This window comes from Nitratireductor mangrovi, from assembly GCF_007922615.2.
Classification (GTDB): Bacteria; Pseudomonadota; Alphaproteobacteria; order Rhizobiales; family Rhizobiaceae; genus Mangrovimarina; species Mangrovimarina mangrovi.
The window spans coordinates 4,163,452-4,186,564 of the sequence record NZ_CP042301.2 but is presented as its reverse complement, the minus strand read 5'-3'; the positions used below and the strand labels follow the sequence as shown (position 1 = coordinate 4,186,564).

Below are 23,113 nucleotides of genomic sequence, written 5' to 3'. Positions count from 1 at the left end.
CGGACGTCCCAAAAAGAAGCCGGGTCGGCAACGACCCGGCTCTTTCATTTTTGATCGCCAGGTCTAGGTCAGATGACCTGTTCGACGTGCTGGACCTCCGGCACAAAATGGCGAAGCAGGTTCTGGATGCCGTGCTTGAGCGTCGCGGTCGAGGACGGGCAGCCCGCGCAAGCGCCCTTCATGTGCAGGAAAACGGTGCCGTTCTCGAAGCCGCGGAAGGTGATGTCGCCGCCGTCCTGCGCCACGGCGGGACGCACGCGGGTGTCGAGCAGTTCCTTGATGGTCGACACGATCTCCTCGTCCGCCTCATCGTAAAATTCGGCGTCGGAGCCCTCGTCGCGCTGCGGCTCGTCGGAAGCCATGACCGGCGCACCGGACATGAAATGCTCCATGATCGTGCCGAGAATGGCCGGCTTGAGGTGCTGCCACTCCGGGCCGTCCTTGGTGACAGTGACAAAATCGTACCCGAAGAAGACACCGGTGACCCCGGGCACGTCGAACAGACGGCCAGCGAGCGGTGAGGCAAGGCCCGCCTGCTCGGCATCGCGGAAATCGGCCGTGCCTTCGTTCATGACCACCACACCCGGCAAAAACTTCAGCGTCGCGGGATTCGGTGTCGCTTCTGTCTGAATGAACATGGCGTTCGTTGCGCCTCCAGTTTTGAATAGTTCTAAATAGTCGTTGCGCGGCCGATGATCAAGCAACCGGGGCCGGCGAACAGCTCGTCAGGAGGAATGGTTTTTCTCAGGCGAGGCTTTCGATGTCCTCGTCGGAAAGATTGGGCGGCACCACCGTCACGGGAATTGCAAAACCGGAGCCCTTGCCCGCGATCGACGAGACCAGCGGTCCCGGCCCCTCTTTGGAAGTACCGGCGGCCAGCACCAGAATGGCGATGTCCTGATCGTCCTCGATCAGTCTGTGGATCTCTTCTGCCGGATCACCCTCGCGCACGACCAGTTCCGGTTCGATGCCCACGCTCTCGCGCACCTGCCGGGCGGCTGTGTCCAGCGCGGCATTTGCGGTCGCGCTCGCTTCCTCGCGCATGATCTTTTCGACGCCAAACCATTGCTGGAAGTCGGTCGGCTCGATGACGAAGAGCAGAACCAGCACGCCACCGGTCCGCTCTGCGCGCCGCGAGGCATAGGCAACGGCCCGTTCGGATTCCGGCGTGTCATCGACGATGGCGAGAAACTTGCGCCTGTGGCCGGCTTCGCGGCTCAGTCGTTTCGAGACCATGCGGTCATCCCGTCTCGTGGAACACGGCGGCAATCTGCCATCGCGGCCGCCGCGCGGCAAGCTGCGCCTTCGCGGACCTCATCTCTGCAGCAGGCCGATGATGTCGCGCACCGACGTCATGGTCTCCTCGGCCAACGCTCCTGCGCGCTCGCCGCCATCACGGAGAACGCCGTCGACATAGCCGGGATCAGCCATGATGCGGCGCATCTCGGCGGCGATCGGCGCCATCTTCTCGACGGCAAGTTCGGCGAGAGCCGGCTTGAACTCGGAGAACTGACGCCCGCCAAAATCACGGATAACGTCGGCGCGGCTTTGGTCGGCGAGCGCAGCGTAGATGCCGACGAGGTTTTCCGCCTCGGGTCGCGAGGCGAGGCCGTCGGGATCGACCGGCAAGGGCGCGGGATCGGTCTTGGCCTTCCTGATCTTCTTGGCGATGGCGTCGGCGTCGTCGGTCAAATTGATGCGCGAAAGATCGGAAGGGTCCGATTTCGACATTTTCCTGGTGCCATCGCGCAGACTCATGACCCGCGTCGCCGGCCCCTCGATCAGCGGCTCTGTCAGCGGGAAGAAGCCGTTCACTCGCTCCTCGCCCATCATCATCTCGACGCCGACATCCAGTTCGGCAATTCGCTCCGAGAAATCATTGTTGAACTTGGTGGCGATGTCGCGCGTCAGCTCCAGATGCTGCTTCTGATCGTCACCGACAGGGACGTGCGTTGCCCGGTAGACGAGGATGTCGGCCGCCATCAGGCTCGGATAGGCAAGCAGACCCAGCGAGGCGTTTTCGCGGTCCTTTCCGGCCTTGTCCTTGAACTGCGTCATGCGGTTCATCCAACCGATACGGGCGACGCAGTTGAAGATCCAGGCAAGCTCGGCGTGCTGCGGCACGCGGCTCTGGTTGAAGACGATGTGTTTTGCGGGATCGATGCCGGCGGCGAGGAAGGCCGCGGTAATGGCGCGGGTCTGCCCGGGCAGGTCGTCATGGACCAGCTGCGCCGTGATCGAGTGCAGGTCAACGACGCAGTAGATGCACTCGTAATTCTCCTGCAACGCGACGAATTTGCGAATCGCGCCGAGATAGTTGCCGAGATGCAGGTTGCCGGTCGGCTGGACGCCGGAAAAGACGAGCGGCTTGAAGGACGACATCGAAAAAGTCTCCGGGGCTGATGGAGGGCCTCGTTCCATGCGAGGGCGACCGCGAAATGCGAGGCGCTTATGGACGAGCAACGGGCCTCTTTCAAGCCGGGGGCGCCCGTCCGGCTCGGGATTTCTGGCAGGAGCGAACCAAAACGCGCCTCATCGGTTAACCCGACATGGCCAATAAGAACAGGACAAGCCAGGACGCCAGATCGGGCGACCTGCTCGCCGACGGAACCGTCTACGCCCAGCTCGCGCTCGGCATGATCATTTTCGGGTCGGCGACGCCGGTTTCGAAAATCGTCACGGATGCCATGCCGGTGTTCGTCGGAGCGGCGCTGCGCTGCGCGCTCGGCGCAGCCGTGCTCGCGCCCATCGCCTGGAGCCAGCGCCGCAAGCTCTCGACACTCAAGCGCGGTGACTGGTTCCTGGTTTGCCTGCTCGCCCTGTTCGGGATGGTCGGCTTCACGGTTTTCATGCTCTACGGCATGCGGACCGTATCCGGGGTAGTCGGATCGGTGGTCATGGCGACCACACCGGCCGTCACGGCGACGGCAGCAGTCCTGTTTCTCGGTGACGCCGCCACCTGGCGCAAGATAGCGGCGATCGGGCTCGCGGTTGCGGGCGTGATCCTGCTCAACACCGGGGGTCAGAGCGGCGACGGGAATACCGGCGCCATGATCCTCGGCTCGCTTTTGGTTCTTGCCGCCGTTTGCTGCGAAGCGGTCTATACACTGCTGGGCCGAAGGATGAGCCGCGAGTTCGACCCTCGCCTTATCGCCTTCCTTGCCGCGGCGCTCTCTATACCGCTGTTTCTGCCATTCGCGCTGATGCAATGGCCGCACTTCGATCCCGGTGGCATCACCCCCGGCGGCTGGATGGCCGCGGCCTGGTACGGTGCCGGAACACTCGCTCTCGGCAGCCTGCTCTGGTACTCCGGCATCGCCAAGACACAAGGCTCGATTGCAGCCGGCTTCATGGCCCTGATGCCGGTATCGGCCCTGGTTCTTTCCTACGCGTTGTTGGGTGAAGATTTCCGCATTATGCACCTAGCCGGCTTCGGAATCGTCTTTTGCGGCGTCGCCCTCATGGCATGGGAGCACGCTCGGATGGCGGACGAATAGGCCGACCGGTGGCTATTCCGAATCGGCCACACGGGCCGTTGACGCCCGCCGGCGCCTGACAAGGCCGGCCAGTTCGCCACGGTCTATTGCGCCGGTCCCGACCGCTATCGCGAAGTAGACAACCGCGCCGGCCAATATGACGCCGGCAACGCCGGCAAGCCGCACGACGAGGGTGGCGCCCAGTAGCGAACCGGCCACCTGCCCCCGTAGCCACCAGACCGCCGCTCCCATTGCCACGCTTGCGAAGACAATGAGTGCCACGCGCCGGAGGGTCGCCGGCGACGGCCGGAAGTGATTGCGCCGCCACAGTGTTCCCGCCAGCAGTGCAAAGTTGAGCCAGGCGGCGATCGAGGACGCGACAGCGATCGCGACATGACCGTAGGTCGGGAAAAGGATCAGGCTGGCGGCGATGTTGACCACAACCGTCGCGATGGCGAACCACATCGGCGTCTTCATGTCCTCGCGCGCGAAGAAGCTGGGCTGGAAGACCTTGATCAGTACATAGGCCGGCAAGCCGGCGGCGAAGGCCGCGAGAGCCGCCGCGGTCATCGCGGTATCGAGCGCGGTGAAGGCACCGCGTTCGTAAAGCAGGTTGACGATCAGGTCAGGCATCATAATGAGCCCGATCGCGGCGGGCAGCGTCAGGGCAAGGGCGAATTCGAGCGAGCGGTTTTGCAGATGCTGCACGTCGGCGGCGTCGCCGCCCTTGAGTGCACGGGAAAGCTCGGGCAGGAGCACGACGCCAACGGCTGCGCCAATAACCCCCAGCGGCAACTGGTTGATGCGGTCAGCGAAGTTCAGAATCCCAAAAGCCCCGTCCTGAGCCGACGCGATGATGCGTCCTACCATGAGGTTGATCTGCATGATGCCGCCGGTCAGCACGGCTGGACCCATCAGGACCAGCAGCCGCTTCACGCCCGGCGTAAGTCGCGGCAATCGGACACTGACGTTGAGCCCTTCGGCGCGCACACCGCGAACGAGGAAGAAAAGCTGCGCAAAGCCCGAGGCGAACACACCCCACGCCAGCCAAAAGCCGGTCGCGCGGGGCTCCAGATCAGCAACGATGGCAGCGGCCAAAATCGCTATCAGCACGACGTTGAGCAGAACCGGCACGATGGCAGCCAGGAAGAAGCGCCGCATCGAATTGAGAACACCCGACAACATGGCGACGAGCGACATGCAGAACAGGTACGGGAACATGATGCGGGTCATCGCGACCGTGAGGTCGAATTTTTCCGGCGTATCGGAGAACCCTGGCGCGATAACCGTGTCGACAAGAAACGGCATGAGCAGGATCGCGACAGCTGACAGTGCCAGCAGCGCGGTCATCAGCACCGCCAGCACATCCTCGGCGAAGCGACGCGCGGCCGCCTGCCCACCGCCCTCCAGTTCCTTCGCGAAGAGCGGCACGAACGCCGTGTTGAAGGCACCCTCGGCAAAAATACGGCGGAACATGTTGGGAAACATGAAGGCGGCGTAGAAGGCGTCCGTCACGGCACCAACGCCGAGCGCGGCGGCGATCAGCGCCTCGCGCACGAAGCCGAAGACACGGCTTGCCATGACGGCACTGCCCACGCTCGCGAATTTCCTGACGAGGCTCATCTGCTTGCTGCTCCGGCGGCGTAGGGCTTGTGAGTGCGGATCGCGGCTATTCCGCGGCGGCTGCCTGACTGGTGCGGGAGGGTTTCGATGGCGTGGCGCCTTCCAGCGTCGCGGTCAGGCGCTCACGGATCGCCGCCTGGCGGGTCGGGTTCTCGATCTTCTGGCCGGTCAGATCGGTGACGTAGAATGTGTCGATGACCTTCTCGCCAAACGTTGTGATGTGGGCAGACGCGATGTCGAGCGACAGATCCGAAAGGGCGCCGGTGATTTCCGACAGCAACCCGGGTCGGTCGAGCCCGGAAACCTCGATCACCGAGAACCGGTTCGACAGCGTGTTGCGTATCTCCGCCTGGGGCGTGATGCGGAAGGCTCGGGAGCCACGTTTCTTGCGCCGCTTCTCGATGATCTCGGGCAGCCACGACTTGCCGGATAGCGCCTCCTCGATCAGCTTGCCGACACGTTCGGCGCGGCGGCGCTCATCCTCGTCCCGATCGAATTCGCGATTGATCAGGATAGTGTCCAGAGCTCGGCCATCCGCGGTCGTAAAGACAAGGGCATCGACGATATTGGCGCCGGCCGCTGCACACGCGCCGGCAATCACCGACAACAGCCGCGGGTGGTCTGGTGCCAGCACCGTGATCTCGGTCACGGCCTCGAAGCCGTAGGTCTTGACCATGGTGGCGAGCCGCTTTCCCGAGGCGTCGGCCTCGCGGACAAACTCGGCGTGGCGGATCTGGTCGGCGAGGTCGACGGTGAGAAGATAGTTCTCGTAGTGGAGGCGCACATAGCGCGCTCGAGCGTCCTCGCTCCAGCCACTGAGCTCGGCCGCCAGTTGCTCGCGGGCATGGGCGGCGCGCTTGACACGCGGAATCTCGGAGAAGCCGCCGGTGAGAAGCAGTTCCGTCTCGTAGTAGAGCGTGCGCAGGAGCTGGCCCTTCCAGCCGTTCCATACGCCAGGTCCAACACCGCGAATATCGCAGACGGTCAGCACCAGAAGCAGCTTCAGCCGCTCGACAGACTGCACGACCTGGGCGAAATCCTCGATTGTCTTGCGATCGTTCAGGTCTCGGGTCTGGGCGGTCATCGACATGACGAGATGGTTTTCGACCAGCCAGGCTATGGTCTCGGTCTCCGCGGCCGAAAAGCCCATATGCGGGCACATGCGCCGCGCGATGCGAGCTCCGGCTTCGGAATGGTCTTCCGGACGTCCCTTCGCGATGTCGTGGAGCAGGACCGCCGTATAGAGAACCTCGCGCTGCGGCCTCAGGCCGGGCATGAGCGAGTGCGCAAGCGGGTGTATGCGCTCATCGTCACCATGTTCGATTTCCGAGAGCACGCCGATGCAGCGCAGCAGGTGCTCGTCGACCGTATAGTGGTGATACATGTTGAACTGCATCATCGCGACGATCTTGCCGAAGTCGGGGATCAGCTTGCTCAGCACGCCTGCTTCGTTCATGCGGCGCAGGTTGAGTTCGGGGTTGCGGTCCGACGTCATCACGTCGAGGAAGAGCCGGTTGGCCTCCGCGTCACGTCTCAGATTGCGGTCGATCAGCTTGAGCGAACGCCTGAGAAGCTTGAGCGCTTCCGGATGGTATTCCAGCCCGTGTTTGTCCGCGAACCAGAACAGGCGCAGCAAATTGACCGGGTCGCGCTCGAAGACCTCGGGATCGGCGACATTGATGCGATGATTGTCGACAATGAAGTCGGACGTGCCGGCCACCTTGCGCCGGCGGCGCGAGAAGGTCTGGAAAATGCGGTTGATGCCGGGAACGTGCTTGGCCTGCTCCTCCTCGAGCGCGGCACAGAAGATGCGGGTCAGGTCACCGACATCCTTGGCGACCAGAAAATAGTGCTTCATGAACCGTTCGACGGCCGAAAGGCCGGGATGACTGGTGTAGCCGAGCCGATCGGCGATATCGCGCTGGATGTCGAAATGCAGCCTTTCCTCGGCCTTGCCGGCGTGGAAGTGCATATGGCAGCGCACCGCCCACAAGAAGTCCTCCGCCTTGCGGAACAAGAGGTACTCCTTGCGCGTGAAGACACCGCGACCGACCAGTTCCTCGCCGTTGCGCACGCGGTAATAATATTTGCCGATCCAGAACAGCGTATGCAGGTCGCGCAGGCCGCCCTTGCCGTCCTTCACGTTCGGTTCGACAAGGTAGCGGCTTTCACCTGCCTTGCGATGGCGCTCGTCACGCTCGGCAAGCTTCGCCTGCACGAACTCCGAGCCGGAATGGCGAACCAGCTCGTGGTCGAAGCGCTCAAGCAGTTCTTCAAAAAGGCCCGTGTCACCGCAGATATAGCGGGCCTCGAGCACCGCCGTTCGAATGGTGATGTCGGTTCGCGACAGCCGCACGCATTCGTCGACATTGCGGGTCGCGTGCCCGACCTTCAGCCCCAGGTCCCACAGCACATAGAGAACATATTCGGTGACCTGTTCGCCCCAGGGTGTCTGCTTGTAGGGCAATAGGAAAAGCAGGTCGATATCGGAACCGGGAGCGAGGGTGCCGCGGCCGTAACCACCCACCGCCACGATCGCCATGCGCTCGGCCGACGAAGGATTGCGCGACGTGTAGACGTGCTGGATGACGAAATCCTGCAGTGCCCGGATGATCTCGTCCATGACATGAGAAAGCCGCGCCGCGCAGGCCGTTCCGCCGCCGTCGGACATCAGCATTGTCTCGGCGCGCGCGCGACCGGCAGCGAGCTCATCGCGAAGGAGAGCGAGGACCGCCGCACGAGCCGCGTGCCCGGCGGCATCCCCGCAATCATCTGCAATCGACGCCAGCTTCCCGCGCAGCGCCTCGCCGTCGATCATCTCGCCGAGCTTAAGGGGTACCTTGGCCATGACTTCGCGCCATCATCCTTCGCTGGGCGGCGTCTATAGCGCGAATCGTGTCGGGTGCCTACGGGCCGAAGCCGGCTCAGGACGCCTGCTTCCATTGACGGGCGCGAACAAAACCAGCGAGCGCGTCGCCATCCATGGCACGCGCGAAGGCATAGCCCTGGAGCGCGTGGCAGCCGAGACGGCGCAGGATCGAAGCGTGTTCCATGGTCTCGACGCCTTCCGCCAGCACCTCAATGCCGAGCGACGTACCGATATCGATGATGGAGCCGACAAGCTGCCGCCGCGCCAAGTCGTCGGCGATCGGCATGATGAGCTGCCTGTCGATCTTCAACCGGCTCGGCTTGAGTTTCAGCAGGCTCACGATCGAGGCGTAGCCGGTACCAAAATCATCGATCTCGACGTCGATGCCGAGGTCCTTGATCTTGTCGACATTCCAGGCGACGGCATCGTCCTGTTCGTCGAGGAAGATCGACTCTACCAGCTCGAAGGCGATGCGGCCGGGCGTGATGGCGAGGCCGCGCAGACCGCGGATCAGGTCCTCGTCGCGCAGGCGGCGCGCGGACACGTTGACCGAAGCCTTTGGGACGACGATGCCAGCCTTGTCCCAGACGGCGAGGTCGGCCAGCGTGCGCTCCAGCACCATGCGATCGATCAGGTCGACCACATTGAGCTCTTCGGCGATCTTCATGAACATTGCCGGAGGCAACACGCCGCGCCTCGGATGGTGCCAGCGGGCCAATGCCTCGACCCCGACCAGTTCCAGCGTCTCGGCGTCGAACTGAGGTTGGTAATGCGGCACGAATTCGCCGCGTTCGATGCCGGACAAAATCTCGTCAGCGATACGCTTGGTGGTCACGATCTCCGCCTGCAGCGCTTCGTTGAAGAACTGGAAGCGATTGCGGCCGCGGCTCTTGGCCCGGTAAAGCGCGATGTCGGCGTTGACCAGCAGCCGCTTCGGATCAGCGCTTTCGCCCTCCCCGGCATCGGTCGCGATGCCGATGCTGGCGCCGACGCGGCACTCATGGCCCTCGTAGACCACCGGTCGCTGGATGCAGGCTATGATGCGTTCGGCAAGGTTCCCGAGGGATTCGACACTTGCTTCCGCGCTCTCCCGCGGTCGGCGGCAAACCACCACGAACTCGTCACCGCCGACACGGGCGACGAAATCACTGGCCGCGACATTGTCGAGCAGCGCGCGTGCGGCGTGAACAAGAACGGCATCGCCGGCGGCATGGCCAAGCGTGTCGTTGATCTGCTTGAAGCGATCGAGATCGATATGCAGCAACGCCGCCGTCTCGCCCTCGGCCTTGGCGCGCTCGGCATGCTCTGCCAACAACTCGTCGAGATAGCGCCGGTTGGCCAGTCCGGTCAGCGAATCGTGCAGCGCGTTGTGCTCGATGCGTTCCTTTGCCGCCTCCAGTTCGCTGTTGCGGGCCTCGGTCACCTGCTTGGCCCGCTTCAGATCCTGATTAAGCGCTATGTCGGCGGAAACATCCCAGTTGACACCGACGATACGGGTCGGTTCGCCATCGTCGCGGTAGACCGCGCCGATGGCCCGGATGTGCCGGGCCGTTCCGTCCGGCAATACGAGCCGGTATTCGGAGTGGTATTTGCCGGTCTCCTCGACGGCTACGCGGAACTCTTCCTCGGCGCGCTCGATATCGTCCGGATGGAGCCGCTCGGCCCAATGGCTGTAGCCGCGGGAGCCACCATCGGCGTCATATCCGTAGAGCTCGTTCATTCGGTCGTCCCAGAACAGCTCGTTGTTGTCGATATCCATCTCCCAGACACCGACACGCGACGTGGCCAGCGCCAGGCCGAGGCGGCGCGACATGCGCTCCAGTTGCTTCTCACGGCGACGCAATTCGCCGATGTGGCGTTGACGCTCCTCGATCAGCCTTCCCGTCACGAACGTCGGCACCAGGATCAGCGCACCGGCCACGAAGACCAGCAGCCGCAGCGGCCACGGGTTGGGCCCATGCGCCTCCCAGCCACCACGCGGCAAAGCGAGAATTTCCCAGGTGCCGGAAGGCAGCGCGACCTCGACCGAGACCGGGTCCTGCGCAACGATGGCTGCGTCTCCGTAGAACGGGACCCCATTGCCGCTGGCGTCCTTGCCGCAAATGACGACATCAAGCCGTTCGCCCAGGCCGAAAAGGCCGCTGGCAGCGTAGAGCCGATCGATCTCGATCACCGCCGAAACGATACCCCAGAATTGCTTGGCATCCACCCCGGTAAAGACCGGGAAGCGGGCAATCAGAGCCTTGCCGCCTTGCACCAGATCGACTGGCCCGGCCAGCACGACCTGGCGGGCATCGCGAACGCGCAGTGCGGCGTCGCGCTGCGCCTCGTTCTTGCGATAGTCGAGGCCGAGCGCCTTCTCGTTACCCTTCATCGGGTGGATCATCGAGACCACGAGGCCAGGTGCTGCAGCCACATGACGTATCTGCGAATCGGCGGCCAGGAGGCTGGCCGAGAGCTCGGCGAAACGAGCCTGGCTCATCCCGGGCTCGGTCTCGATCGTGGCGACAAGGCCTCGCACAAGCTGGACGTTGCCGTTGATCTTGCCTTCGAGTCTGGCGCGGATAAGGCCAATCTCACTGCGTATCTCGGCGCGAAGGTCGCGCTGGAAGACCGCGCGATTCTGGCTTTCCGCAAACACACCGGCTGCCGCGACCACCACGAAAGCGATCAGCGCCGGTATGTTCGTGAGCCTGAATACGGATTTCCGGATTTTGTCGAAGGCTGGATTCATCCGCCCTGCTGCCTGCCGCCTGCTCCATGACCGGCGATCAACGTTTCGCCGGCCGCCCCCCATGGTCCCGATAGTCAACATTAGTTGGAAGGGGTTAACTTTGCATTGAAATCCCGGATCTCCGGGCTTCTCGCCGGTTTGTTGGTTATCCAGCGATCCGACGCCGTGCCGACATGGACAGATCGATCGCCGCTACGGGCCCGGCGGCGCGGGCGCCCCCCAGTACGTCCGCGAACGGCCGCGGCACGCCTATGGCATAACCTTGCGCATAGTCGACGCCGATATCGCGCAGCGCGTTTGCGACCTCATCGCTTTCGACGAATTCCGCCACGGTTCGCTTGCCCATGACCTTGCCAATGTGATCGATCATTTCGACCATGGCGCGGTCGATGCGGTCGACGAGCATGTCTTTTACGAAGCTGCCATCAATCTTCAGGAAATCGACCGGAAGGTGTTTGAGGTAGGCGAAGGAAGACATTCCGGAGCCGAAATCATCCAGCGCGAAGCGGCACCCCAGCGCCTGCATGGCGGTGATGAAGCGTCTTGCGTTGGAAAGGTCGGCGATGGCGGTGGTCTCGGTGATCTCGAAGCAGACGATCGACGGGTCGACGGGAAACCGCTCGAATTCGCTGCGCACGAAATCGACGAAGCTCTCGTCGCTGACGCAAGCGCCGGAAAGGTTGATGGCGCAGGTCAGAATGCGGCTGGCGCTTGCATCTGCCGAAAGAGCGGCAAATGCGTTGCGGACGACCCAGCGATCGATCTGCGGCATCAGGCCGTAGCGCTCGGCTGCCGGCAAGAAACGCCCCGGTGCAACGATTGCACCGTCGTCCTCCGCGAGCCTGATCAGCAGTTCCATGTGCCGACCTTCGCGACATGCTTCCCCGAGCGGCACAATTTCCTGAGCGTAAAGGCAGAAGCGGTCGCGCTCCAGCGCCTCGTGGATGCGCTGCACCCAAGCCATTTCGCCGACGCGCTGGCGCATCTCGGAATCACCTGGCTGATGAACCTGGACGCGGTTGCGGCCCTTTTCCTTGGCCATGTAGCAGGCGACGTCGACGCTGCGAAGCGTCTCCTCGATCGTCGCTCCACGGTCGGCCAGAGGCACAAGGCCGATGCTCACGCTGACCGCGAAGGAGCGCCCTTCCCAGGCAAAGCACAGATCCTGGATCGCCAGACGCAGGCGTTCGGCCGTGTCCGCGGCCCTCTGGGCGGTGCTGTCGACCAGCAGCACGCCGAATTCGTCACCACCGAGCCGGGCGAGGAGATCGTCTCTCTGGAGATGTGCCTTGAGCGCGACCGAAGCCCGCCGCAACAATTCGTCGCCGGCGGCGTGGCCGCAAGTGTCGTTGACGATCTTGAACTGGTCGAGATCGAGATACATCAGCGCATGATCCCCGCCACGCTCGCGCACATCGGCAAGCAGTGCCTCGAGCCGGGTCTCGAACTCGCGGCGATTGGCAAGCTGCGTCAGGGAATCGTGCGTTGCCTGCCAGGCGAGTTGGGCGACATATTCCTGCTCCTTGGTCATGTCGTGAAAGACCAGTACGGCGCCCGCGATGCCGCCCTCAACCACCAGCGGCGCACCCACCATCGACACGGCCACGCTGGTAAGGTCGGCGCGCATCAGTAGCTGCGGGACCGCCGTCGGGCCGACTGCCTCGCCGGTGATGATGCGCTCGACCAGCCGTACATCTTCCTCGCCGGACTCTTCGCAGATGAGGCGGAAGAGACCGTTGAGCGGTCTGCCCAGGGCATCGGAAGACGGCCAACCGATCAGGCGCTCGGCGGGGCCATTCATGTAGTTGACGCATCCGCGCTCGTCCGTGGTGACAACCGCCTGGCCGATCGAGGCAAGTGTGATCTGAGCCCGCTCCCGCTCGGCATTGAAGGCTGTCTCCAACGCCTCGCGCTGCGCGAGCATGGCGCGGGTGCGCCATACCGCCAGGAGGATCAGCAAGGCAGCCGTGACGATGTTCGCACCCAGCAGCAGCCCGGTAATGCCGCGCGAACCCTCGCCAAGCGAGGCCGAGAAACCCAGCGCCAGCGGGGTGGCCGCCCGGTTGATGGCATGAATGCGACTCTTCCACGCGTCCATCTCCAGAGCGCTCACCTCGCCGCCGGCGAAGCGTGCGTGCATGGCCTCGCCAAGGGCGGCGAGTTCCATGATCTTGGGGTCAGATTCGACCCAGCGCGCGCGTGAATCGGCAAAGAAGGAAATGTCGCGGAAATTGCGATAGAGCCAGATCATCCCCGGAACGTCGTCCGGATGATTACCACCGCCGACGAACCCCTCGCGCGCCGCTTCCACATCGACCTCGGGCCGGTCAAGCGCCAGGCGACCGTCGAGGTCGGCCATCGGGATGGCTATCGCCTCGCGGAACTCTTCGAAAAAGCGTTGATCACGGCTATCGGCATAGAGGCTCAGAAAGTAGATGGCGTCCTTCTGGCCCTTCGACCACATGCTCTCGCCGCCGACATAGGCCCGCACAGCCGAGAGGGTGTAGATGCTGATGCCGGCAATGGCGGTCTGGACAAGGACGACGGCTATGAACGGCCACACCAGGGCCAGAAGCCGGGTCCGCTCTGTCAGCTGGTTCAACTGCGACAAGACACTTTCGAGACCATGCCCGCCCTTCGATGTGGTCCGCCACGCGGATTGCAACCCACCCGTGTTCAACATAGCCGATGCATCTTTAGGATTCGTTTCATCGCCAACGAACATCCGAACGATTGACGACCAGCCGACAGCCAGGATTTGGAGCCACTGGCAGCCGAAGTCAGTAGTGGAATGCGGCTCCGTACCCACCGGACACCAACGTTACGGAGGTGGGCCGGAGTGGCGATCTCAGGTCACCGCGGCCTTGACCGCGAAACGCGGATCCTGCCATGCGCCGGCGGAAAACACGTCCTGCATGATCTCGACAGCGTTCCAGACGTCACGATAGCCGAGATAGAGCGGCGCGAAACCAAAGCGCATCGTGGATGGCGCGCGGAAATCACCGATGACACCGCGGGCGATCAGGGCCTGCATGACCTCGTAGGCATTCTCGTGGGCGAAAGAGACCTGGCTGCCGCGCTCGGCATCGTCGCGAGGGCTTTCCAGAGCAAGCCCGAAGCCGGCGCAGCGGGTTTCGACAAGCTCGATGAAGAGACCGGTCAGGGCGACACTCTTTGCTCGCAGCGCGGCCATATCGACCTCGTCCCAGGTCACCAGAGCCGCCTTGAGCGCCCGCATCGACAGGATCGGCTGCGTGCCGCACTGGAAACGCCTGATCCCGACGTGGCCAGCATAATGCTGTTCGAAGGCGAAGGGCCGTGCGTGGCCCCACCAGCCGCTGAGCGGGTTCTGCGCCGCGGCCTGGTGGCGCGTCGCGACATAGATGAAGGCTGGGGCGCCGGGGCCGCCGTTCAGATATTTATAGGTGCAACCGACCGCAAAGTCGGCCTTGGCACCATCGAGATCAACCGGCAATGCACCTGCGGAATGGCAAAGATCCCAGACTGCCAATGCGCCCGCCGCGTGGATTTTCTGCGTCAGCGCGGCCATGTCGCGCAGCCGGCCGCTCTTGTAGTCGACATGGTTGACCAGAACGACCCCGACACGCTCGTCGATCAGGTCCTCGATCGCCTCGGCGTCGACACCTTCGAGCCTCAGTTCAGTGCCCGGACGCGTCGACGCGACCCCTTCAGCCATATAAAGATCGGTCGGGAAGCTGCCGCCTTCGGCGACGATTACGTTGCGGCCCGCCCTGAGCCCCATTGCCGCGTGCAACGCCTTGAAAATGTTTACTGATGTCGTGTCGGCGACCACAGTCTGGCTCGGCCCGGCGCCGACAAGGCGTCCGATCCGGTCGCCGAGTTCGAGCGGCATCTCGAACCAGCCAGCGGTGTTCCAACTGCGGATGAGATCGTGGCCCCATTCGTGGCGAGCCGCCTGTTCAAGCTCGTGAAATACCGCGTGCGAAGCCGGACCGAGTGAATTGCCGTCGAGATAGATCACGCCTTCCGGCATCGCGAAACGGTCGCGCATCCGGCGCAGCGGGTCGGCCCTGTCCAGGGCGTCGATTGCAGCAAGGTCGGGAAAATGGCTCATTTCGTCTGGTTCCTGCTTGGGCGGCCGATCCTGTTCACGGGCATTCGCTAACCGTTCTTCGCTGTCAGCCCCTTCAACCGGTAGATCGCCTCCAGTGCCTGGCGGGGCGTAAGATCGTCCGGATCGATGTCGGCAAACGCCGTCCTGAGCGGATCCTCGATGGCCGGTCTTGCCGGTGCGCGGCTGACGGCGACCGAGAACAGCGGCAGGTCATCAACGAGCCGGCCGGCCCTGCCGGACACCTCGCTCTCCTCGAGCTGCGACAGCACCTCGCGGGCGCGCGCCACGACGGCGTCGGGCAGCCCGGCGAGCCGCGCCACCTGGACGCCGTAGGAGCGGTCCGCGGCACCTCTGCCGACCTCGTGCAGGAAGACCACGTCACCTTCCCATTCCTTGACGCGCATGGTCACGTTGGAAAGCCGCTCAAGCTTGTCGGCGAGGGCCGTCATCTCGTGGAAATGGGTGGCGAAAATCGCGCGGCATCGGTTTCTCTCGTGCAGATATTCGACCGCGGCCCAGGCGATCGACAAGCCATCAAACGTCGCCGTGCCGCGGCCGATCTCATCAAGGATGACCAGCGCGCGCTCACCAGCCTGGTTGAGGATGGCGGCGGTCTCGACCATCTCGACCATGAAGGTCGAGCGGCCGTGCGCCAGATCGTCGGAGGCACCGACGCGGGAAAACAAGCGGTCTACAATACCAATGCGCGCCGCGCGCGCCGGCACGTGGCTCCCCATCTGGGCGAGGATGGCGATCAGCGCGTTCTGGCGCAGAAAGGTGGACTTGCCGCCCATGTTGGGGCCGGTCAGAAGCCAGATCGCGCCGAGATGGCTACCATCCTCCGGAGAAAGATCGCAGTCATTAGCCACGAACGGCTCGCCACCCTGGGTGCGCAGCGCCTGTTCAACGACGGGATGACGTCCGCCCTCGACCATGAAGTCGAGGCTCTTGTCGACCTCGGGCCGGCAATAATCCTCCTCCTCGGCCAACAGCGCCAGCGCGGCCGATACGTCGATGACGGCGAGCGCCTGGGCGCCTGAGCGCAGTGCCTCGGAGGCCTCCACCGCTTCGGCGACCAACCGGTCGAAGACCTCAAGTTCGATTGCCAGCGCACGGTCGGCGGCGTTGGCGATCTTGGTTTCCAGTTCGGCCAGTTCGGTGGTGGTGAAGCGCATGGCGTTGGCCATGGTCTGGCGGTGAATGAACCGCGCCTTGGCCTGGTCATTGCCGTTCATCGCCGCCTGATGGTTGGCGGTGACCTCGATATAATAGCCGAGCACATTGTTGTGGCGGATCTTGAGCGAGCGGATGCCGGTCTCCTCGATGAGGCTCGCCTCCATCGCTGCGATCACCCGCCTCGCCTCGTCGCGCAGTGCGCGCATCTCGTCGAGTTCGCCGTCATAGCCGCGCCTGACGAAAGCGCCGTCGCGCTTCAGGAGCGGCAACTCGTCGGCCAGCGCTGAGCCGAGATGATCGCGGAACGCCGCCGGAAGGGCGGAAATGGCAGCCAGTGCTCCGGCCAGTTCCTCGGGCGGGGCACTTCCAGCAAAGACCTGGGCCAGTTCTGCGGCAGCCGCCATGCCGGCGGCGAGCGCGCCCAGATCGCGGGGCCCGCCGCGATTGAGGGCCAGCCTCGCCAACGCGCGCGGCATGTCGGCGACACCCTTGAGCGCGGCGCGAGCGGCATCGGCCAGGTGACGTTCGGCACGCAGGAAGGAGACCGAATCGAGCCTCCGGCCGATCTCCGCAGGGTCGGTCAGCGGCGACATCAGCCTTTCGGCCAGAAGGCGCCCGCCGCCGCCGGTCAGCGTGCGGTCGATGGCGTTGAAGAGCGAACCCTCGCGCTTGCCCGACAGCGTGCGCAGCAGTTCCAGGTGACCCCGGGTGGCAGCATCGATGAAAAGGATGTTGGCGGCATCCTGGCGCATCGGACGCATGAGCGGCGGGCGCTCTGCCTTCTGGGTGCGCTCGATATAAGCGATCGCGCCGCCGATCGCCGCCAATTCGGCGCGCGAGAAGGCACCGACGCCATCGAGCGTGGCAAGGCCGAAATAGCGCGCAGCGCGCTCGGCGGCCGAGGCGGAATCGAACAGGCTCGGCGGCATCGGCGTGACGATGCGGCCGAGCACATCGAAGGCGGGGCGAAATTCGGTATCGTGGAACACCGGCTCGGCGACGATCAGCTCGCGAGGATCGATGCGCAAGATGTCGGCCAGAAGCCGATCGGGCGCGGTGGCGGCGACCAGGAAGCTGCCGGTGGAGATATCGATCCAGGCAAGTCCCAGAGCCTCCTCGCCACGCACGCGGCCAAGCGCCATCAGATGGTTGGCCTGGGACGGCGCCAGCAGCTTCTCCTCGGTGATGGTGCCGGGCGTCACCAGGCGCACGACATCGCGCCGCACGACCGACTTCGAGCCACGCTTCCTGGCCTCGGCAGGATTCTCGATCTGCTCGCAGACCGCGACGCGGTGGCCGAGCGCAATCAGCTTTTGCAGATAGTCGTCGGCGGCGTGGACCGGCACGCCGCACATCGGAATATCCTCGCCCAGATGCTTGCCGCGCTTGGTCAGCGTGATGCCGAGCGCCCGCGAAGCGACGAGTGCGTCGTCGAAGAACAGCTCGTAAAAATCGCCCATGCGATAGAACAGCAGCGAATCGGGATTCGCCGTCTTGATCTCGATGAACTGCTCCATCATGGGCGTCGCCGCGTTGGCACCTGTGACGCGCGAAGCCGTGCCGGTTGTAGGCACCGCATTGTTTCGGTCATCGATGGATGCTTCTCGCTTCAATGATCCAACGCCGTGAGATCGACATGCGCCAAAATGCGCTACGCTTCTGCTTGCCGTTTTGAGCGGCCGAAGTGTAGCCTGATCGGAATTTCGTCCACAATGAAAGGCTTGGCCTTTGCTACTTCGCCGAAAGCCGCTCGCCTTGGCGCTCGCAGGGCTGATGATCGTGACCGCGTCGCCGATCGTGTTTGTCGCCTCTCAGTTGACGGTTTTCGTCTTCAGGACAGCGGACCCGGTCGGGATCGAGATTAGCGGGCATGCCTCAACACACTATCCCTTCCTCGGATATATAGGCCTCTTGCTCCGCGTTGATCGCGATTCCGACATAGCCGTTTCCTGCGGAGAAACAATCGATCGTCAGGGCTACGTCACAGCCAACCTACAATACGTTGTCTATGTCGACGTCGAGAACTGCCGTATTCGAGAAATTAGCTACGTGCTCTAGCCTCCGCGCTTGGCGATTTGCCGCGGCGAAGTGTAGCCTTATTCGAAACGCTCCACAAAAGAAGCGTCCGATCAAACATCATACCGGGCAGGAAACGCATACCGACATGGCCGCACGAAGGATGAACGAACCGCAGGGCCCCTCCGTCTCGCCGCAGGAGGCCCTGGATTTCCATGCCGGCGGCCGGCCGGGCAAGCTGGAGATCAACCCGACCAAGCCGATGGCAACCCAGCGCGACCTGTCCCTGGCCTATTCGCCGGGCGTGGCAGTGCCCGTCAAAGCGATCGCAGAAGATCCGACCCGTGCCTTCGACTACACAACACGCGGCAACCTTGTCGCCGTCATCTCCAACGGCACCGCCATTCTCGGCCTGGGCAATCTCGGCGCGCTGGCATCAAAACCGGTCATGGAAGGCAAGGCGGTGCTGTTCAAGCGCTTCGCCGACGTCGATTCCATCGATCTGGAGGTCGACACCGCCGATGTCGACGAGTTCATCAACTGCGTGCGGTTCCTGGGGCCGTCCTTCGGCGGCATCAATCTGGAAGACATCAAGGCGCCGGACTGCTTCATCATCGAGCAGCGCTTGCGCGAGTTGATGGACATCCCGGTCTTTCATGACGACCAGCACGGCACCGCGATCATCTCGGCCGCCGGGCTGATCAACGCCCTTGCCATCACCGGGCGCGACATGAAGACCTCGCGGCTTGTCTGCAACGGCGCCGGTTCTGCCGGCATTGCCTGCATCGAGCTCATCAAGGCGATGGGCTTTCCGCCGGAAAACGTGATCCTGTGCGACACCAAGGGCGTCGTCTATCAGGGCCGCAAGGAAGGCATGAACCAGTGGAAGTCCGCGCATGCGGTGAAAACCGATTTGCGCACGCTGGCCGAAGCCGTGGACGGCGCCGACATCTTTTTCGGCCTTTCGGTGAAGGGCGCATTGACGACTGCCATGGTGCAATCCATGGCCAAGAACCCGATCATCTTCGCGATGGCCAATCCCGATCCGGAGATCACGCCGGAGGAAGTCGCCGAAATCCGCACCGATGCGATCATGGCGACCGGGCGTTCCGACTATTCCAACCAGGTCAACAACGTCCTCGGCTTCCCCTACATCTTCCGCGGCGCGCTCGACGTGCGCGCCACCACCATCAATGACGACATGAAGGTCGCGGCCGCGCAGGCCTTGGCCGATCTCGCGCGCGAAGACGTGCCGGACGATGTCGCCGCCGCCTATCAGGGCAACCGGCCGAAATTCGGTCCCAACTACATCATTCCCGTGCCGTTCGACCCCAGGCTGATCTCGGCGGTGCCCGTCGCCGTTGCAAAGGCGGCGATGGATTCGGGCGTGGCCCGCAGCCCGATCCTCGACCTCGACAAATACGCAAGGGCGCTTTCGGCGCGGCGCGACCCGATCGCGTCCACGCTGCAACGCATCTACGACCGGGTGCGCCGCCAGCCCAAGCGGGTCGTGTTCGCGGAAGGCGAGGAAGAGCAAGTGATGCGCGCCGCCGTCTCCTACGCCAACCAGCGCCTTGGAACGGCAATCCTGCTCGGGCGCGAGGAGCAGATCAAGGAGACCGCCAAGCAGGCCGGCGTCGACCTCAACAAGCCCGGCATCGAGATCATCAACGCAAGGCTGTCGCGCCGCAACGCGATCTATGCCGACTATCTCTACGAGCGCCTGCAGCGAAAGGGCTTCCTGTTTCGCGACTGCCAGAGGCTGATCAACAACGACCGCAACCATTTTGCCGGCTCCATGGTCGCGCTGGGCGATGCTGACGCCATGGTTTCGGGGGTGACGCGCAACTATTCGACCGTGCTCGACGACATCCGCCGGGTGATCGACGCCAAGCCCGGCCATCGTGTCATCGGCGCCTCGATCGCGCTTTGCCGCGGCCGAACGGTGATCGTCGCCGACACTGCGGTCCACGACATGCCCAACTCGGAACAGATCGCCGACATAGCCGAGGAGGTCGCCGGCTTCGCCCGCCGAATGGGGTACGAGCCACGGGTGGCGATGCTAGCCTACTCGACCTTCGGCCACCCGCCGGGCGAGCGCTCCGAGCGGGTCCAGGAGGCGGTCAAGATCCTCGACAAACGCCGGGTCGACTTCGAGTATGATGGCGAGATGGCGGCCGACGTGGCACTCAATCTGAAGCTGCTGCAGCAATACCCGTTCTGCCGGCTTTCAGGGCCGGCCAATGTGCTGGTGATGCCGGCGTTCCATTCGGCCTCGATCGCGACCAAGATGCTGCAGGAACTCGGGGGCTCGATGGTGATCGGCCCGCTGCTGGTCGGTCTCAACAAGCCGGTGCAGATCGTCTCGCTCAACGCCAAGGACTCCGACATCGTCAACATGGCCGCGATCGCGGCTTATAACGCGGCGAGTTGAGAAGGGCTCTGGGGATCGTCCCTGAGTGAACGCAAAACCTACTCGCCCTCCACCGATAATGCCGGCGCCATCCGCAGGGGCGCGCGGCTCCGATCATTGACCGCTGCCAGCGCCTTGCGAAGCAGCCGCAGAAACTCGTCCGATTCTCCTGCCTCCAGGCCGCGCAGCATGATCTTCTGCGCGCGCATCACCGCCGGCTCCATTTGTGCGAACACCTTGTGCCCATCCTCGGTGGCGCGCAACTCGCGCGCCCGCCGGTCCTTGCGGCTGATGGTTCGCGCGACATAGCCCTTTTTCACCAGCCGGTCGACGACGCCGCCGATGGTAGTGCGGTCATAGGCGATCAGTCCCGCTAGCGTGGCCTGGTCGACGCCGGGATTCGAGATCACCGTCGAAAGCGCAGCGAACTGAACCGGCGTCAGATCGAAACCCGCTTCGCCAACCTCGGCGAGAAAGATTGCCACGGCAGCCTGCTGGAGCCGGCGTACCAGATGCCCGGGGATGTCACAGAGGTCTGTCATGGCCCCTCCTTGGCTTGACGTAATTGACAAGTATACTGATAATTGGTATACTTATCAATATACGATATTGAGGAGCTATGCGCACAATGCAGTTCCATCTCAACGGATTCCGCACTGGCGACCCTGAAATCGCGGAGCCATTGAGGCAACCACGGCCGGATCCTGATACACTCCCTGATGAGGTGGATGTGCTGATCGTCGGTTGTGGCCCGGCTGGGCTGACACTGGCGGCACAGTTGTCGGCATTTCCCGAAATCACGACCCGGATCGTGGAACAGAAGGCGGGGCCCTTGCAGCTGGGGCAGGCCGACGGCGTCGCCTGCCGCACGATGGAAATGTTCAACGCGTTCGGATTCGCCGAACGCATGTTGAGGGAGGCGTATTGGGTCAACGAGACGACATTCTGGAAGCCGGACCCGGAACGGCCGGAACAGATCGCCCGCAGCGGACGCGTCCAGGACGTCGAGGACGGGCTGTCTGAATTCCCGCACGTGATCCTCAATCAGGCGCGGGTGCATGATTTCTATCTCGATGTCATGCGCAATTCGCCGAACCGGCTGGTGCCAGACTACTCGCGGCGCCTTGCCGACCTTTCCATCGACAGCAATCCGACCTCGGACCACCCGGTGACCGTGAAGCTCGATCGGATCGATGCTCAGCACCAGGGCGCGGTCGAAACCGTCAGGGCGCGCTACGTGGTTGGCTGCGACGGCGCACGCAGCGCCGTGCGCAAGGCGCTGGGCCGGGAACTGAAAGGCGATTCCGCCAACCAGGCTTGGGGCGTGATGGACGTCCTTGCCGTCACCGATTTCCCCGACATCCGCTTCAAGGCTCTGATCCAATCCGCCGGCGAAGGCAACATCGTGCTCATTCCGCGCGAGGGCGGCTATCTGATACGCATCTATGTCGAGCTGGACGAGCTCGCCAAAAACGAGCGGGTGGCCAACCGCAACATCACCGTCGAACACCTGATCGCGTCGGCACGGCGTATCCTCAACCCCTACACGCTCGACGTGAAGGAGGTTGCCTGGTGGTCGGTCTACGAGATCGGCCAGCGACTGTGCGACAAGTTCGATGACGTATTCGAGGCCGAGACCGGTCAACGCCTGCCTCGCGCCTTCATCGCCGGCGACGCCTGCCACACGCACAGCCCGAAGGCCGGCCAGGGCATGAACGTCTCCATGCAGGATGCGTTCAACCTTGGCTGGAAATTGGCCGCCGTCCTGCGAGGCCAATGCCCGCCCGAACTGCTTCACAGCTACTCTGCCGAGCGCCAGGCCATCGCGAAGGAACTGATCGATTTCGACCGCGAATGGGCAAAGATGCTCAGCGCGCCGCTGAAGGCGTCCCCCGGGGATGCGGGCGTGGACCCGGCGGAGGTCCAGAAGTATTTCGTCCAGCACGGACGCTACACTGCAGGAACCGCGGCCCGCTACCAGCCGTCGCTGCTTACCGCTGAACCGGCGCATCAGCATCTGGCGCAGGGCCTGACGATCGGTATGCGCTTCCATTCCGCACCTGTGATCCGGCTGGGCGACGCCAAACCGGTTCATCTCGGCCACACGATCAGGGCGGACGGCCGCTGGCGCATCTTCGCCTTTGCCGGCGCGGAAGACCCGGCTTCACCGGATTCCGGTATCCGCCGCCTGTGCGCATTCCTCGAATCGTCGCCGGACTCGCCGGTCAGACGGCATACGCCAGCGGGTCACGATATCGATTCCATTATCGACGTGCGGGCTGTGTTCCAGCAGAGGCATCGCGACCTCGCCTTGGAGCATATGCCACCCTTCCTTTTGCCAGCCAAAGGCCGGTTGGGGTTGCGCGACTACGAAAAGATGTTCTGCGCCGATCCAAAGCCCGGCAGCGACATCTACGACATGCGCGGGATCGACCGGGAGGCCGGCTGCATGGTTGTCGTGCGGCCCGACCAGTATGTCGCACATGTTCTGCCGATCAACGCACATGCCGCGCTGGCAGAGTTTTTTGCCGGATTCATGCTGGATCGTGCCGGGCCCACCGATCTAACCGCCACCGCCTGACCGAATCTTTGAGCTTCGCGGCGGCTGTGTTCAGTCGACGTGAGGGATAGCCGGCCGACGTACCGGTTTCGTCACGGCGGGCGGCCAGCTAATGTTGCGCCCGAACCGGATCAATCGCACGAACCGAAG

Annotated in this window: 14 protein-coding genes; 4 read left to right on the top strand and 10 right to left on the bottom strand. The window is 63.7% G+C overall.

The window, feature by feature from the left end:
• Window positions 1–68: 68 nt before the first annotated feature.
• From FQ775_RS20530 to trpS, 3 genes are all read right to left on the bottom strand, one after another.
• Entirely contained in the window at window positions 69–638 is a 570-nt protein-coding gene (locus FQ775_RS20530) for a NifU family protein (RefSeq protein ID WP_146300840.1), read from the bottom strand.
• Between the two features lie 106 nt (window positions 639–744).
• Window positions 745–1,236, bottom strand: coding sequence for a universal stress protein (locus FQ775_RS20525; RefSeq protein ID WP_146300839.1), 492 nt, complete (start codon window positions 1,234–1,236; stop codon window positions 745–747).
• A 78-nt stretch (window positions 1,237–1,314) separates the two neighbouring features.
• Window positions 1,315–2,382: a tryptophan--tRNA ligase gene (gene trpS / locus FQ775_RS20520; protein WP_146300838.1), complete on the bottom strand. Its 1,068-nt coding sequence runs from the start codon at window positions 2,380–2,382 to the stop codon at window positions 1,315–1,317.
• Window positions 2,383–2,549: 167 nt separating this feature from the next.
• Between trpS and FQ775_RS20515 the strand changes: the two genes are divergently transcribed.
• Complete coding sequence (locus FQ775_RS20515; RefSeq protein WP_146300837.1) at window positions 2,550–3,497, top strand: DMT family transporter; 948 nt, start codon at window positions 2,550–2,552, stop codon at window positions 3,495–3,497.
• A gap of 12 nt (window positions 3,498–3,509) precedes the next feature.
• On the opposite strand, the gene murJ is transcribed toward FQ775_RS20515, so the two are convergent.
• The 3 genes from murJ to FQ775_RS20500 form a co-directional block, all read right to left on the bottom strand.
• On the bottom strand, window positions 3,510–5,099 hold the full coding sequence (gene murJ / locus FQ775_RS20510) for a murein biosynthesis integral membrane protein MurJ (RefSeq protein WP_146300836.1): 1,590 nt from the start codon (window positions 5,097–5,099) through the stop codon (window positions 3,510–3,512).
• Between the two features lie 46 nt (window positions 5,100–5,145).
• Window positions 5,146–7,947, bottom strand: coding sequence for a [protein-PII] uridylyltransferase (locus FQ775_RS20505; protein WP_146300835.1), 2,802 nt, complete (start codon window positions 7,945–7,947; stop codon window positions 5,146–5,148).
• A gap of 76 nt (window positions 7,948–8,023) precedes the next feature.
• A complete protein-coding gene (locus FQ775_RS20500; protein WP_246730195.1) occupies window positions 8,024–10,384 on the bottom strand; it encodes a bifunctional diguanylate cyclase/phosphodiesterase in 2,361 nt (786 codons plus the stop codon).
• On the opposite strand from FQ775_RS20500, the gene FQ775_RS24050 reads away from it, so the two are divergent.
• Window positions 10,385–10,732 (top strand): hypothetical protein, encoded by a 348-nt coding sequence (locus tag FQ775_RS24050; RefSeq protein ID WP_246730194.1) that lies wholly within the window; start codon window positions 10,385–10,387, stop codon window positions 10,730–10,732.
• A gap of 115 nt (window positions 10,733–10,847) precedes the next feature.
• Here FQ775_RS24050 and FQ775_RS20495 read toward each other — a convergent pair whose 3' ends face one another.
• The 3 genes from FQ775_RS20495 to mutS form a co-directional block, all read right to left on the bottom strand.
• Window positions 10,848–13,313: an EAL domain-containing protein gene (locus FQ775_RS20495; protein WP_246730193.1), complete on the bottom strand. Its 2,466-nt coding sequence runs from the start codon at window positions 13,311–13,313 to the stop codon at window positions 10,848–10,850.
• Between the two features lie 237 nt (window positions 13,314–13,550).
• A complete protein-coding gene (gene kynU / locus FQ775_RS20490; protein ID WP_146300832.1) occupies window positions 13,551–14,798 on the bottom strand; it encodes a kynureninase in 1,248 nt (415 codons plus the stop codon).
• 47 nt (window positions 14,799–14,845) lie between these two features.
• On the bottom strand, window positions 14,846–17,548 hold the full coding sequence (mutS, locus tag FQ775_RS20485) for a DNA mismatch repair protein MutS (RefSeq protein WP_246730192.1): 2,703 nt from the start codon (window positions 17,546–17,548) through the stop codon (window positions 14,846–14,848).
• A 590-nt stretch (window positions 17,549–18,138) separates the two neighbouring features.
• On the opposite strand from mutS, the gene FQ775_RS20480 reads away from it, so the two are divergent.
• Window positions 18,139–20,424 carry an NADP-dependent malic enzyme gene (locus tag FQ775_RS20480; protein ID WP_206064785.1) on the top strand — a complete coding sequence of 762 codons (2,286 nt, stop codon included), beginning with the start codon at window positions 18,139–18,141 and terminating at the stop codon, window positions 20,422–20,424.
• Window positions 20,425–20,462: 38 nt separating this feature from the next.
• On the opposite strand, the gene FQ775_RS20475 is transcribed toward FQ775_RS20480, so the two are convergent.
• On the bottom strand, window positions 20,463–20,945 hold the full coding sequence (locus tag FQ775_RS20475) for a MarR family winged helix-turn-helix transcriptional regulator (protein ID WP_146300830.1): 483 nt from the start codon (window positions 20,943–20,945) through the stop codon (window positions 20,463–20,465).
• 86 nt (window positions 20,946–21,031) lie between these two features.
• Here FQ775_RS20475 and FQ775_RS20470 point away from each other — a divergent pair, with 86 nt between their 5' ends.
• Window positions 21,032–22,984, top strand: a complete 1,953-nt coding sequence (locus FQ775_RS20470) for an FAD-binding monooxygenase (protein WP_146300829.1) — start codon at window positions 21,032–21,034, stop codon at window positions 22,982–22,984.
• The last annotated feature ends 129 nt before the right edge of the window (window positions 22,985–23,113 follow it).